The following is a 15038-nucleotide window of genomic DNA, read 5'->3' on the forward strand; positions in this document are numbered from 1 at the left end:
GACGTTTACTTCTACGGCAGCTTCAGCCTGATGGCCCTGATGCCGCGCCTCGACGGTGTGGTGATGAAGCGCTTCGGTGATGCAATTCTCGCCGTGAACGACAACCGTCGCCGTCACCACGAATACGTGAACCACCCGTTCGCCGACCTCCCGGATTCGAAACTGGAAGGCCCGCGCGCCGTGCGTGGCGCCGTAATTCACGACCTCGGAAGCCCCTTCGACGCCGAACCCGATGCCTACGACTGGCACAACGTGAAGGAATGGAAGGATCTCGCTCCGAAGTACGTGCTGATGGTTCTCCGTCATTATGTGAAGACGCAGGATATCGAAAACCTGAAGGACTGCAAAGAAGCCGTCTACGCCGCCATGCAGTACCTCGAAAAGATGGTGAACGAAGGCGAAAACTTCCCGCTCACCCACGGTACCGACGACACCTTCGACAACCTCTCCAGCCACGGCATTTCCGTGTACTGCGGTAGCCTCTGGATTGCAGGCCTCCGCGCCGCCGCCAAGATTGCCGAAATCCTCGGCGATAAGGCTCAGGCCGACACCTGGAACGCCAAGGCCGACGCCGCCAACAAGGAATTCGATGAAGCATTGTGGGACGAAGCCGAAGGCTACTACCACTTCTTCGTGACTCCGATGGAAGCGAAGGATGTGGTTGCAGACAAGCTCCCGCAACTGGCCGACGCCATCAAGGACACGCTCGTTATCGACGGCACCAACGTGAAGGCCGCCCTCAAGACCATCAACGAATGGCTCAACTCGGGCGAAATCCCGAGCGACGTGGAACTTTCGAAGAACGAACTTCGCGGCCTCAAGAAGGCTTGGCTCACCGCCCAGTGCAAGGACGCCTTTACCGCCAGCTGGAATGCAAAGATTGCAAACGACTGCGACGATGTATTTGCCGACACGATGCTCGCCGACACCTACCTCCGTCTGCTCGGCCTCAAGCCCATCAGCGACGAGAAGAAGGCGAAGGCAAACCTGCTCCGCATATTCAACACGAACTACAAGGCCAACAGCCCGCTCATCGGTGCCGCAAACCTTGTGCGCAAGGACGGCTCACCGCTCGACGAATTCAACTTCCAGGCTCACGACGTGTGGATCGGCATCCAGTACAGCATCATGTGCGCCATGATGCACCACGGATTGGAAAAGCAGGCTGCTGACATGGGTGATTCCATGATCCGCAACCTCTACGAAGAAGCCCGTATCCCGTTCGCCGCACCGGAAGGATTCAACGGTTCTTGCCGCCTGCACCCGGAAGCCCTCGTGAAGGCATTCGGCCTCAGCGCTACCGCCGCCGACAAGATGCACAAGGAACTCCTGAAGAAGGGCGCCCTCCTTGCCGACAGCCGCATCAGCCCGAAGCTCCCCCGCAACCTGCCCGCCTTTACGAAGGCATTCGGCAGCATCGCGAAGGCCAACAAGGTTGAAACGAGCACGCTGTTCATGCTGCTCCACAGCACGGCCCTCAAGTACACCGCCGGTAAGTACTTTAGGCCGGGTATGGTGTTCGCCTTGCTTTACTAGTGTTTAGCTTCAGAGATGAGCTCGCACGCGAACAAGGACTTGGCCTTCGGCCTCGATTGTTTGTTTAGTGGTTTGTCTCTTCTGCATGATTACAGCAGCAAGCTCCGTTTTTTTCGGATATAAAAAAGAGGTGTCCCGAGCGGGACACCTCTTTTTATTCATTTCTACTCGAACACTTTCTTTTTGCGCTGGTCACGACCAATCAGCACGAGGCTCACGACCACACCGGCGAGCAGTGCCACCGAGGTGAAAATCCATGCGGTAGAATGTCCGCAGGTTACCTGGAAGAACAGCACCGAGAGGCTCCAGCCGATAACCGTCTGAAGCACCATCATGAGCGTTCCGTAAAAACGCCCGAGTTCGCGGAAGGCGGTTCCCATGGCGGCAAGGCACGGCACATAGAGCAAGATGAACAGCAGGTAGGCCAGCACCTGGAAGCGCCCCAGGTTGAAATGCGCCTGCATCGTCTTGTACGCCCCTTCGTTCCCGGCACTTTCGGATTCATCGATGGCATCCTTGACGCCCAGCGGGTTCGCAATCGAGGTAAAGACTTCTACCAGGTTCGCCGGGACACTTACGAGAGCCTCTTTCACCGTCGATTTCAGGCTAAAGCCTTCGTCCGCGGCAGTTTCTTCCGGGGCCGCGCTGGCATCCCCAGCCGTCGCAGAATTTTCAGCCGAGTCGCCCGTACCCTCGATGGCATACAGCGAGTTGAGCGTCCCGACAATCGCTTCTTTCGCGAAGAGCCCCGTAAAGAGCGCGACAGATGCAGGCCAGTTATCGCGTTCAACGCCGAAGGGTTCAAACACCGGCGTAATCACCGTTCCCACGGCACTCAGCACCGACTTTTCGTTATTGCCATTACCGAAACTGCCATCGGTACCAACGGAGCCCATAAAGCCGAGCACCGTCACCATAATGAGCACGACCTTACCCGCACGGAAAACGAATTCCTTGAGGCGGAGCCATGCGTGGCGGAAAAGGTTGCGCACCTTCGGCAAATGGTAAGGCGGCAGTTCCATGATAAACGTCGATTCCTTGCCCATGAAAACCGTATGTCGCAAGAGCAGACCGTAAATCAGGGCAATCACAATGCCCGTCAGGTAAATCCCGAACACGAGCGTTCCCGCACTTTCGCCGAAGAACGCCGCACCAAATAGCGCATACACCGGAAGGCGCGCGCCGCAGCTCATGAACGGCACCAGGAACAAAGTAAGGAACCTTTCCCGCTTGTTTTCGAGCGTACGCGTGCCCATGAGCGCCGGTACTGAGCAGCCAAAGCCCACAATCATCGGCACGAAAGCCTTTCCCGGGAGCCCGAGGAACCGCATAAAGCGATCCGCCACAAACGCCGCGCGCGACATGTAGCCGGAATCCTCGAGGAACGAAAGGCAAAGGAACATGAAGAAGATAACCGGAATGAACGTCGATACCGTCTGGATGCCCGTACCGATGCCGTTCGCCAACAGCGCCACGACAACGCCCGGCGCGCCAATCTTCGTCAACAGTTCCGTCATGCCATCCACGAAAATTCCACCGAACAGGATGTCGAAGAAATCGATAAACGCACTACCGACCTTCACCGCAAACCAGAACACCAGATACATGGCAATGAGGAAAAGCGGAATTCCCAGGATGCGGTTCAAGAAGAGCTTGTCGAGCTTGTCGGTCCGCGTGCGCTTGGTAGTGTTGTCGCGGATGACCGCCTTCGCGATGTCGCGGGCATAGGAGTAGCGGGAATCGGCCAGCGCAAATTCCACCTCTTCGCCCAAGTCTTCTTCAATCTTGTCGTGCGGGATTTCGACACCGAGTTCATCGGCGAGTTCCAGCACTCGCCCGCTATGCTCCAGGTACTGCACCGCCGTCCAGCGCGGGCTTGCGCCAAGCTTATCAGCTACGGGCTTGAGCGGCACCGCAATTTCTTCAATCAGCTTTTCCAGGACTTCGGAATGCTTGACCGCTTTCGGGAGCGGAAGTTCACGGCTGTTATGCAACAGCTTGTGCAAGTCGTTCACGAAGCCTTCGCAGCTCTTGGGCGAAACCGCCGTGAGGCCAATCGCCGTCACGCCGAGAATTTCTTCGAGCTTGTGCAGGTCCACATGGATGCCGCGACTCGCCGCGATGTCCATCATGTTCACCGCCAAGACCATCGGCACGCCCTTTTCCATCAGCTGGCTCGTGAGGAACAGGTTGCGTTCCAGGTTCGTGGCATCCAAGATATTCACGACCAGGTCCGCCTCGCCCTTGAGCAGGTAATCGAGAGCGGCGCGTTCGTCTTCGGAGTTTGCGAACAGCGCGTAGATGCCCGGCAAGTCCACCACGCGAATCGTGTGGTTGTCGAGCTTGAACTGGCCTTCCTTCTTTTCGACAGTCACGCCAGGCCAGTTGCCCACAATCTGGTTCGAGCCGGTCAGCGAGTTAAAGAGCGCCGTCTTTCCGCAGTTCGGGTTTCCCGCAATCGCAATCGTGAAAACTTCTTTCTCGATAGGCATCAGACTCTCCTCAACTTGAGCACGTTGGCTTCTTGTTTACGGAGCGAAAGCCTGTACGAAAGCACGCTCACCTCTACCGGGTCGCCGAGCGGTGCCACCTGCAAAACCTGCAGCACCACACCGCGCACAAGCCCCATCGATAAAAGCTTGGACTTGTACTGAGAATCACCCGTGTTGTATCCAATAATTTCGGCCTTGTCGCCTTTTTTTAGTTCCGAAAACTTCGGTTCGTTATTCATACACCAACGATTTACTTTTTCGTAGATTTAGCGGTCTTCGACTTTTTCGACGGTTCACTGGGCGCATTCACAAACTCCTCGATTTTCTCAAGAGTCTCCGCCGAAAGAATGTGTTCCATGCAGCAGGCGTCCTTGTCGGCAATCGCCTCGGACACGCCAAGCTTGATCAAAAAGCTCTTCAGCAGAATGTGACGGTTCAGAATCTGGGACGCCACGAGCGCACCTTCCGAAGTGAGTTCGATACCGCTGTAGGGCTCCTGCGTCACAAGGCCGAGCTTCTTGAGTTCGATTACCGCCTTGGCAACCGACGGCATCTTGACCTTGAGCGCCGCCGCAATGTCGCGGACACGGGCAATCCCGTTCGCAAGGCGCAGCATGTGCACCATTTCCAAGTAGTCTTCAAGGCTCTGGCTTAACTTTACTTGTTCCATAGGACGGCTCCGATTAGACAAAAAACACACCTTATATATTAGTCAACGCTAAATTTAGAAAGCCTCGGCTAATTAGTAAAGGCTAAACTATGGAAAATGGGAGTAAAAAGGGGCGTTACATGGCCTGGTGTCATCCCCGCGCACGATGTTGTCATCCCCGCGAAGGCGGGGATCTCCTTTTCATCCCAAATTATTTATATTTCCCACTGACATAGCCTGTGGCGTAAAAACCGCAGGCGCGAGTTTAACGTAGAGTTAGCTCTTATTCTCTGTTTCGAAATCTGGTAAATTTCAAAAATTCCCGAGAATAAGGCGAACACTCACGTCCAGAAATGGGCGTGGGTCGTTTGTGCTTATTGGGAATAGGTTTACCAGAACCTCGAAACAGGTAAGTGCATTCGACGCCACGCTTTTTTATTTGTGTGGAATGTCATTCTGGAGCCGAAGGCGATAGAATCCAGGGCGATAGTTGGCTGCATGACATAAGGGCTAGAAGGAGCCCTTATGAGCCTGTTTGAAAAACTGCAGAACGCCTCGTCCGAAGAAGATGTCAAGGACGCCTATATCAGGGCTTTACATCTCAAAGGGGTTCAGCGAAATCTAGTTGATATCCAGACTAAAGAGGTTTGGTTTGAGGCAAAGTTCGGCTCAAAGAAGTCTCTTTACGAGATGTTCACGCAGTTGCTTTTCTATATCCATCGCGCATTAAAGGACGGTGAATATATTCCGCCTTTTCTTTGCGTGGTAGATAGCATTAAGGCTGCGGTTATGAAGACGGATGTGGCCCTTCCTCTGTTGCAGGACAAGAGTGTTCACATTAAGTGGGGCAAGTCCGCCAGCGATGTGACGCAGGACGCGTTAGATATTGTTTCGCAGTATATTGGCACTCATTTTGTGAGCTTTAATATTGAAACTCATGAAAGTGAATTCATTGAAACGATGCGGAATGCCATAGAAAAAGGCGAAATCATCCGCACGCAAATTACGCCCGACAATCTGAAGCAGGTTTTCGACAAGTGGGTCGAGATGGTCGGCAAGGAAATCGTGAATGCGGAACCTGAAAACTACGCAGAATTTTTCTATGCCGATGTGATGAGCGACGGCAAGGTCAGCACCCACGAACATTTGTCTGCAGAGTTGCTGCACAAAGGCAATAAGCCGATATTCTTGCTAAACGGAAAGACCTACGAAATCGCAAGCATGGATGGTTACAGCCAGTTCTGGGCGATTTACGATAGGCCGCCCAAAGAGGAATTCCGCAGTTACTTGCTGGAACGCCGCGACAGCCTGATTCCCGTTGACGAACGGACTTTCAAGGGAGCCTACTACACTCCGCTCAATGTAGTTGACAAGGCTTACGACTTGCTAGAAAAGACGCTTGGTTCGAATTGGCAGAAGGACTATTATGTGTGGGATATGTGCTGCGGCGTCGGAAACCTCGAAGCCAAGCATTCCAATCACCGCCATTTGTTCATGAGCACTCTCGATCAAGAAGACGTGAACATCATGAAGGCAGCGAAGATTTGCGTATCCGCCGAGCGTTTTCAATATGATTACTTGAACGATGACATTACCGATAACGGGACGATTGATTACAGCCTTACAAACAAAATTCCTCAGACTTTGCAGAATGTAATTCGTGATGCAAACGAAGGAAAGAAAAAATTATTGGTGCTGATAAATCCGCCGTATGCAGAAGTTGGGAGTGCATTTAATGCTTCTTCTAAAGATAACACCGCTAAAACAGGTGTGAATAAAACACGGTTTGGACAATACGGAATGAAAGAATATGGTAAAGCAAGCAATGAACTGTTTACTCAATTTGTTGCCCGTATTGCTAAGGAAATTCCGAATGCGACATTAGCGATGTTTAGCACATTGAAATATGTCAATTCTCAAACAATGGAAGTATTTCGAAAACAATGGTGTGCTCAATATTTGGGAGGTTTTGTAGTACACTCAAAGTCTTTTGAAGGTCTCAAGGGAAATTTTCCTATAGGCTTTCTAATTTGGAAAACGTTCAACGTCATTGCGAAGCAATCCAAATGTATGTTTCCGTCTGAGATTTCATGCGAGGTTCTCGATAAAAGTACAAATCCAATTGGCGAAAAGAAGTTTTATAATGCCCCAAATGAAAGATATCTTGCCACTTGGATTGACAGGCCTGAGCCGAATACTACTGAAATAATTCCATTAAAAAACGCGATATCGCCTGCAACTAGAACAACAGATTTGAGGTGTAAATTTTGGAGTGATGACGCTATCGGTTACATGCGAGTAAATAGTAACGACATGCAACAAGCCAATGATACTTCGCTTTTCTCTTCTGGTTATAGTGGTGGGCATGGGTTTTATGTCAACTCAGAAAATTTACTTGATTTAGCCGTTATTTATACAGTTAGAAAGATTATTCCTCATACTTGGCTCAATGACCGCGATCAATTTCTCCAACCAAATTGTGAATTGCCCGAAGAATTCAAAAACGATTGCTTAGTTTGGATGTTATTTCATGGTTCAAACCTCACCGCTAGCGCCAACGACCTTGAATGGAACGGCAAAAAATGGAGCATCGTCAATCATTTTATCCCCTTCACCGAAGAAGAAGTCGGTGCAAGCGAACGCTTCGAAAGTGATTTCATGGTGCAATACATGCAGGGCAAAACCTTCAGCGCCGAAGCCCAATGCGTCCTTGACGAAGGCCGCAAAATTTGGGCAACCTACTTCAAGCAAACCTTCAACCACAAAATTCGCGAAGAATTGAAACTCAATCGCCCCGATGTCGGCTGGTATCAAATCCGCCAAGCTCTAAAAACACAAAATGAATCCGGCAATTCTGTTCCCGTTAGCTTTGCTGCCTTCGAATCTGCCTACAAAGCCCTATCTGAAAAGCTCCGTCCACAAGTCTATCAATACGGATTTTTGAAATAACGACAACCAGTTCCATTTTGGAACTAGTTCAAAAAAGTGAGATTTCTAACTCATCAAATTTTTCGAGTAGTTGAACTGTCAAGGAATACTTGACAATTCAAAGCCGGGGATGACAAAATGATTATGGATTAACGAAAAAAGTGGTATGTGCATTTTTTGCACATACCTCCCAACCAGTTAAAAACGGCTACAATTTGTCGCAGTTTTAATCACGCTTTGCATATTAATCAATGCGTTATAAAGGGACATCTAACCCCCACTTGCCTTTCTCCCGTTCTTTTTGTATATTACCCACTACACCAGAAAGGGTGCTATTAGTAGATCGCTATCCGCGTAAGCGGGGCGGTCTTTTTTGTTTAAAAAGGGGCAAAAATGGTAAAAAACGAAGAAAAAGGTGAAATCCGACCGGAAAGCCATGGCTATTGCCATAAACGCAAGGAATATTTTATATTTGGAGTAGAGGCTTCATTATGACCGAAAACCTTATCAAAGACACCTTGCACGCTATCAAGACGATGGACCATTCCAGAGAGGCCGCGCTACGCCGCCTTCAAAGGGCTGGTATCCTTACAAAGTCCGGCAAGATGACAGCCCTCTACCGTAGGTGCATCAAAGCCCAAACACCTAGGGGATAGACTTTATGGACGATATCTATCTGGATCGTCCTAATCTATACATAGGTTTCCATGGTTGCGAAAAAAGTGTGGGGATGGATTTAGTTCTAAATCCGAACCACATCCACATGAGCGCTCATGATTATGAGTGGCTCGGCCATGGTTTCTATGTGTGGGAAAATAATCAGGACAGAGCATTAGACTGGGCTTGTACCCATCATCCCAAATTCAAGGAGCCGTTCACAGTCGGCGTTGTCTATACGCTGGAGAAATGCCTTGACCTAACCGACAAGCATTTTATCGAACTGCTTTCGAACGACTATCCCGAATTTATCAAGGACCTCAAGAATTTTGGGACGTCTATACCGCAAAATACAGATTTGAAAGGAAAACCTGACCCTGGCGGAATTTTGAGATTCCTTGACTGTTTCTTGATAGAACATTTGCATTCAATAAGAGATATCGCCGAGGATATTCCCTACTTTGACACTGTTCGAGGCGCATTTACTGAAGGCACACCTGCGTACCCAGGAACACAGTTCGGCGACAAGAACCACATCCAGGTTTGCATACGCAACAAGAAATGCATCAAGGGATTTTTCTTGCCTAGGTACTGACAGATTATTTGCATAAAAACAACCACCCCACAGTTAAGCAGGGTGGCCGAGCTGTTTTAGGATAAAAAGAGTTTAAACTAGTCTGCGATCGGAACGATGTAGTAGGCGGTTCCGGTGGTCACGTCCATTTCCTTGGAGACCTTGCCGCTAGCGATATCGTAGCGGTAGATGGCACCGCCCTTCTTGTCGGCATGTCCCAGGAGCACGCTCTTGCCGTCGGCATCCAGGTGAATGGACGGGGCGAACCACGGGATGGTCGGAGAAAGGTCCACTTTTTCGACAGTCTTCTTGTAGACATCGACAACCACAAACTGCCATTCGTAATTGTTGAAGTTGCTCGGATCGGCAAAGCTGCCGAAGAATCCCATAAACTTGCCGTCACCGATGTAGGTGCCACCGACCATCAGGTTGTTTTCGTTCGTTTTCTTGCCATCGTATTCGGCATCGTGCATGCGGAAAATCCAGTCCTTATCGAATTCAGTTTCACCCTTCTTAATGCGGATCCAGCCTTCCTTGTAACCTTCAACGTAGCAGTAAGAGGCATTGGAATAGAAGTAGATATCGCCCTTTTCATCAACAAAGGACATGGTGTTGTTCATGTCGTCCATGCCTCCAACGGCTGCGACCTTGTCGCTAAAAATGGCCTTTTCGACCTTATCTGTTTTCACGTCAACAATCACTACGGAAGCGCGCGGGCCCGCGATGAAATTGTTGAAGTCGACAAACTGGCTCAAGGTCAGGAACATCTTGCCGTCACGGATTACGGCGGAGCCCGGAACCGATGTCAAAGCGCCGCTTTCTTCGTCGATGTACTCGGAAAGATCGATAGTTGCCGTGGTCTTGAGCGTCGTCGGGTCAAGAGCAGTAATGGCGTCGCCCATGGACTGTTCCACGTACATCTTGTTTTCGTCAACGAACTTCATCATGATGGCGCGGGTGCCCTGGAACTTGGCCGTAGCAGAGGCCTTGGCAGGCATGTTGCCGTCCTTGTCCAATTCGTAGCGCGAAAGGGTGCTGTTCATGGCATCATCAGTGGCGAGCACATAGACGGAGCCGTTGAAGTACGCGACGCCGCCTGCGTTCGGGGCTTCGATAAAGTCTTCAACAACCTTGGCCTGATTGTCAGAAAAAGAAGCGGTTCCGACAAATTGAGAGGCGTCCATCATGAAGGAGAGCAGGTACTTGTCCCCTGAAGAAGAGCCGTTGTCATTAGCGGAACTGGAGCTGGAGTCATCGCCGCAGGCCGCGAGCATCAATGCGGAAGACATTGTCACAGCAACGAGGCCCTTCGACAGGCTCAGGGACCTTGTATTATTTTTTTTGAAGAGGTTCATTTGTTTTCCTTTTGTTTATAGTGTAAACTTGATTTTGGTCGCAAAGGCGCGGCCGGGCTTGGATTCACCATACTTGTCATACACCCGGACATCCATGAAGTTGCGGACTTCGAAATTCCAGGAGAGCATGTTGGCGAGAATGGAGTATTCCACGCCTAAATCTTGGGTGAACGAGCTGGGGATGGTGCGGTCTTGCCTTTTGGAGACCTTCCAGGAGTAGTAATATTCGTCAGTGTAATTGGCAAACCAGTAAAGTTTGAAGAAATCATCCCGGTAAAGCAAATCGCCCACATGGAATTCCGCACCAAAATTCATGTAGAGCGTAGGAATATTCGGTACGGTCAGTCCCTTTGCGATTCCGTAGGCCAAATCCGCTTCGCGGCTTTCGGCTTCTTGCTTGGTGAGATTGTAAGAAAGTGAAATGTATTCGTTCACATCGACTGCGGCGTCGATTTCAAAGCCAGTCGTCTTGGTGCCGACACTGTTGTAGTACGGGCGCGGAACCGATGCGTAGTTGTTCCAATAAATGCGGTCTTCCATGAGCATGTAGAACCAGTTGAATTCCAAATGCAATTTCAAGAGCAGCGGAATCTGGCGCATATCCAGTTCGGCACCTGCGGTAAAGTTGTCGGACTTTTCGGGTTTAAGGTTCGGGGAACACTGCACATACATTCCGTCGCCAAAGATTTCTTCGCGGGTCGGAAAACGCAGGCTATGCTGGTAGCCTCCCTTGACGGCAAACTGTTCGACTACAGACAAATTGTCAATCACTTTGACGCGTAGATTTTCGCTGTAGCCGAAATCCTTATTTTCGGCATAGTCGTCTGTCAACTGCTGTATACGCTTTTCGCCGTCATCGTCCGCCTTGATGGAGTAGTAATATCCCTTGACGCCAGCCACATTCTGGATTCGTTCATTCCAGAAGTTGTTTTCGAGAGAAAGCCCCGTTACAACGGAATGGCTGTGCCCGGGGAATCCGGCACTATTGAGCGTCTGGCCTTTAGCGGCGCGCTTGTCTTCCGGATCTTGCGATTCGTAGCGGTAAAGGCCGCTCCAGGTGAGAATGTGGTTTTGCGTGAACGCGTAGTCAAAATTCCAGGGAGCTACAATCGTCTGGTTTTCGCGTTCGATATGCGACGCCCCACCCATAGAAATTTCGCCAAAAGCGGTATTCGCTTCGCGAACATTCTCTTTGTCCCAGCCGAAGTAATAAGTATGGCTCGTATCGACGACAGCCTCTTTACCGAAGGCGTAGCTGAACGAAAGCGCGGCCGAAAGCCCCTTAATGAACAAGTCCGCTTTTTCAAGAGAAAGGTTTACGCCGTACGATTGCGCATTGGCGTTCGCCTCTTCGATGCGGTGGGAATTCGACTGGATTTCTTTATCCATCGCGTTGTAAATCACGCCCAAAGTCGCCTTGTCAAAGAAGTATTTCTCGAAGGAGACAAAAGGCAACACGTTGTAACTGTAATAACGGTCGTGATCTCGCGTTACAACCGTGTCCATATAGGGCGTGGTGAATTCGTAATCGTTGTCGGAGTAGTTGTAATAGGCCGAAATTCCGGTGGCGATAGCGCGATTTTTGGCTGAATCGGTAACCCACACATATTTTGCGTCAAGAGAGGCCTTGTGGGTATTGAAACTTCCGAAACTGTAAGAGCCCGTAATGGAACTCTTGGGCAAGTCATGCGTCACGATATTGATGACACCGCCCATGCCGTCGGTCGCAAAGCGTTCGGGCACATAACTCTTGTAGATTTCGATGCGATCAATCTTGTCGATGGGAATGTCATTTACCGAAAGATTTCCGTTGCCGTTATCGACAGGAACGCCATCGACAAGCACCTTCACGTTCTTGCCTTCCATGCCGCGGATGTTGATTTTGCTTTCGCTGCCCATGCCGCCCGACTGGCGGATTTTCACGCCCGAAGAACGGTTCGTAGCGTCTGCGATGGTGGCGCTGGAGCCTTGCAGTTCCGTGGCGTCCATCACCTTGACCGATTCGGCCTTCGTTTTCTTGTCGACCGGAGCAGCCTCGTTGATTCCTTCACCTTCAATACCCATTTCGTCGAGGACTGTCACTCCAATTTGCGAATCATTCGCATTTTTATTTGTAGGCGCATTCGCAGCATCATTTATCGATTGTTCAGATGTTTCCTCGCCAAAAACATCATCAAAATTCGTAATTTCTTCGGCAGATTCGGCGTTTTCACCGTTCGCCGATTCTTGTGCACGCGCAGCCACAGAGGCAATCGCAACCATCACCAACACGAGAGTTGTCAATTTGTATGCAAAAAGGTGTTTCATCGCGTCCAAATTGAGAAACAAGCGCAAGAAATTTCTACTCCAAAAGGTTTGGCGAAAATCCGTTTGGAGTAGAACAGAAAATGTTTTTTTCCAAAATTTGATTCAGCCCTTTTGGGAGGAAACGCTATGAAAAAGAAATCTCTGCTCTCTTGGATTTTTCTGTTTGCCAAAAACAAGAAAAAATATTACATCGCAAGCATTTTCTTTGCGCTCTTGCGCGTCGCTTGCGGAATCGCTCCTTACATCATTATCGCAAACATCGTGCGCGAACTGCTTTCGGGCGTGCGCGACTGGGATGTTTACCTTAAGGAATGCCTGATTATTGCGGCATTCTGGTTCGGGAATGTCCTGTTCCACAGCATTTCGACGACACTTTCGCATGTGGCGACTTTCAACGTGCTTGGAAACATCCGCAAGGATCTTTGCGACAAGCTTTCGCGTGTGCCGCTGGGTTCTGTTCTCGACATGCCTTCGGGTGCTCTCAAGAACATCCTGGTAGAACGCATCGACAGCATGGAAACGACGCTTGCGCACGTAGTCCCGGAATTTACCTCGAACCTGATTCTCCCTGTGCTCATGTTCGTCTACCTTTTCCATATCGATTGGCGCATGGGGCTTGCCTCGCTCGGCACGCTCCCGATTGGTATGGTCGCCATGGCGGTTATGTTTGCCGGAGCGCAGAAGTGGTTCGATAATTCTATCCAGAAAACGAAGACCTTGAACGACACCGCGGTTGAATACATTAACGGCATCGAAGTCATCAAGGCGTTCGGCAAGTCAAAGTCTTCTTACGACAAATTTGTAGTAGCCGCAAAAGAAGGGAGCGACTGTTTTGTCGAATGGATGCGCCGCTGCATTTGGCCGCATTCACTTGCCATCACGGTCGCTCCTGCCACACTATTGACGGTGTTGCCGTTTGGCGGTTACTTCTATTACAACGGTTCCATTACGGCAGTGGATTTTATCACCGTCATCATCGTTTCGGTGAGTATCATGATGCCGCTCCTCACCATCATGAGTTACAGTGACGACATCAGCAAGGCGGGCGTCATTTTCGGTGAAGTCGGCTCGGTGCTCGAAATGAAGGAACTCGCACGCCCCGCGGCCGACAAGCGCAAACCCGCCGACAATTCCATCACATTGAAAGATGTGCGATTCAGCTATCATAAGGGAATCGAATGCGAAGAAAAGAAGGAAATTCTCCACGGCATCAACATGGTTCTCCCCGAAGGAAGCTTTACCGCATTCGTGGGCCCGAGCGGTTCGGGCAAATCGACGATTGCTCGCCTTATCGCCTCGCTGTGGGATGTTGACAGCGGCGACATCGAAATCGGTGGCGTGAACATCAGGGATCTTTCGCTCGAAGAATACAACCGCCGCATCGCCTACGTTTCGCAGGACAATTTCTTGTTCGACATGTCCGTCCGCGAGAACATTCGGCTCGGGCGGCCGACCGCATCGGATGCCGAAGTCGAAGAGGTGGCGCGCCAAAGCGGCTGCTACGAATTTATCATGAGTCTCGAAAACGGCTTCGACACGATTGTCGGCGGCTCGGGCGCCCACCTCTCCGGTGGCGAGCGCCAGCGCATCGCCATCGCCCGCGCGATGATGAAAAATTCTCCCATCGTCATTCTCGACGAAGCGACCGCCTATACCGACCCCGAAAACGAAGCCATCATCCAGAAATCCGTGGCAAAACTTGTTAAGGGCAAGACGCTCATCGTGATTGCTCACCGCCTCTCGACCGTCAAGGACGCCGACAAGCTCTACGTCATCAAGGACGGCAACATTGACAGCTGCGGCACGCACCAGGAACTGCTCGAAAAGGGCGGCCTCTACAAGTCCATGTGGCAAGCCCACATCAGCGCCAAAGATTCCGAGGAGGATGCATAAATGTTCGATACTCTCATCAAGTTCTTCAATTTCTGCAATGCAGAAAACCGCCACAAGTTCTACGGCTCTATCATCGTGGGAATTTTCAATTCCTTCTTCATGGCGCTCCGCATCGGTGCCATGGCTGTCATGTTGCAAGGCGTCATTCGCCATGTGCAGGGAATTGCGCCGTTTACCATGGACACCGTCTGGCTTTCGCTTGGAATCATGGTGGCAAGCCTTATCGGAGCAACCGTCACCAAGCGCATCATGAGCATGTGGCAAACCGAGGGCGGTTACCGCACTTGCGCCTCCAAACGCATCGAAATCGCCGAACACCTGCGTTACCTGCCCATGGGCTACTTCAACAAGAACAGCCTCGGCTACATCACCTCCGTCACCACCAACACCATGGAACAGCTTGGCGATGTGGCAACACGCGTTGTCATGATGGTTACGCAGGGCATTCTCGACACCATCCTCATCATCGTGATGATTGCCTTTTTCGATTGGCGAATTGCGATTGTCGCAACCATCGGCTTTGCGCTCTTCCAATTCATCAACACGCTCATGCGCATGAACGTCCGCGCCGTTTCTCACGAAAAAGTGGAATCCGACAGCAAGGTGGTCGAAAAAGTTCTCGAATACATCCAGGGAATCGCCGAAGT

General features: G+C 50.7%; 10 protein-coding genes. 5 read left to right on the forward strand and 5 right to left on the reverse strand.

Features of this window, described 5'->3' with window-relative positions:
- Positions 1-1536, forward strand: a 1536-nt coding sequence (locus B2310_RS08580) for a GH116 family glycosyl hydrolase (protein WP_290730526.1), incomplete at its 5' end; no start/stop codon positions are given.
- A 164-nt stretch (positions 1537-1700) separates the two neighbouring features.
- On the opposite strand, the gene feoB is transcribed toward B2310_RS08580, so the two are convergent.
- Genes feoB through B2310_RS08595 form a run of 3 tightly spaced genes read right to left on the reverse strand, consistent with a single transcriptional unit; the run spans position 1701 to position 4698 of the window.
- Complete coding sequence (feoB, locus tag B2310_RS08585) at positions 1701-4028, reverse strand: Fe(2+) transporter permease subunit FeoB (RefSeq protein WP_290730529.1); 2328 nt, start codon at positions 4026-4028, stop codon at positions 1701-1703.
- Positions 4028-4267 carry a FeoA family protein gene (locus B2310_RS08590; RefSeq protein ID WP_072799394.1) on the reverse strand — a complete coding sequence of 80 codons (240 nt, stop codon included), beginning with the start codon at positions 4265-4267 and terminating at the stop codon, positions 4028-4030. The genes feoB and B2310_RS08590 overlap by 1 nt, the downstream gene beginning before the upstream one ends.
- A gap of 11 nt (positions 4268-4278) precedes the next feature.
- A complete protein-coding gene (locus B2310_RS08595; RefSeq protein ID WP_290730531.1) occupies positions 4279-4698 on the reverse strand; it encodes a metal-dependent transcriptional regulator in 420 nt (139 codons plus the stop codon).
- Between the two features lie 504 nt (positions 4699-5202).
- Here B2310_RS08595 and B2310_RS08600 point away from each other — a divergent pair.
- Together B2310_RS08600 and B2310_RS08605 are read left to right on the forward strand one after the other, a co-directional pair.
- Positions 5203-7626, forward strand: coding sequence for a hypothetical protein (locus tag B2310_RS08600; protein WP_290730534.1), 2424 nt, complete (start codon positions 5203-5205; stop codon positions 7624-7626).
- A gap of 640 nt (positions 7627-8266) precedes the next feature.
- Complete coding sequence (locus B2310_RS08605) at positions 8267-8857, forward strand: hypothetical protein (RefSeq protein ID WP_290730537.1); 591 nt, start codon at positions 8267-8269, stop codon at positions 8855-8857.
- 77 nt (positions 8858-8934) lie between these two features.
- Here the strand turns inward: B2310_RS08605 and B2310_RS08610 are convergent, their stop codons facing one another.
- Positions 8935-10191 carry a hypothetical protein gene (locus B2310_RS08610; RefSeq protein WP_290730540.1) on the reverse strand — a complete coding sequence of 419 codons (1257 nt, stop codon included), beginning with the start codon at positions 10189-10191 and terminating at the stop codon, positions 8935-8937.
- Between the two features lie 15 nt (positions 10192-10206).
- On the reverse strand, positions 10207-12498 hold the full coding sequence (locus B2310_RS08615) for a TonB-dependent receptor plug domain-containing protein (RefSeq protein WP_290730543.1): 2292 nt from the start codon (positions 12496-12498) through the stop codon (positions 10207-10209).
- Positions 12499-12624: 126 nt separating this feature from the next.
- Here B2310_RS08615 and B2310_RS08620 point away from each other — a divergent pair, with 126 nt between their 5' ends.
- Positions 12625-14391 carry an ABC transporter ATP-binding protein gene (locus tag B2310_RS08620; protein WP_290730546.1) on the forward strand — a complete coding sequence of 589 codons (1767 nt, stop codon included), beginning with the start codon at positions 12625-12627 and terminating at the stop codon, positions 14389-14391.
- The coding region (locus tag B2310_RS08625) for an ABC transporter transmembrane domain-containing protein (RefSeq protein WP_290730549.1) at positions 14392-15038 on the forward strand (647 nt) is incomplete at its 3' end.

The organism is Fibrobacter sp. UBA3629 (assembly GCF_002374005.1).
Classification (GTDB): Bacteria; Fibrobacterota; Fibrobacteria; order Fibrobacterales; family Fibrobacteraceae; genus Fibrobacter.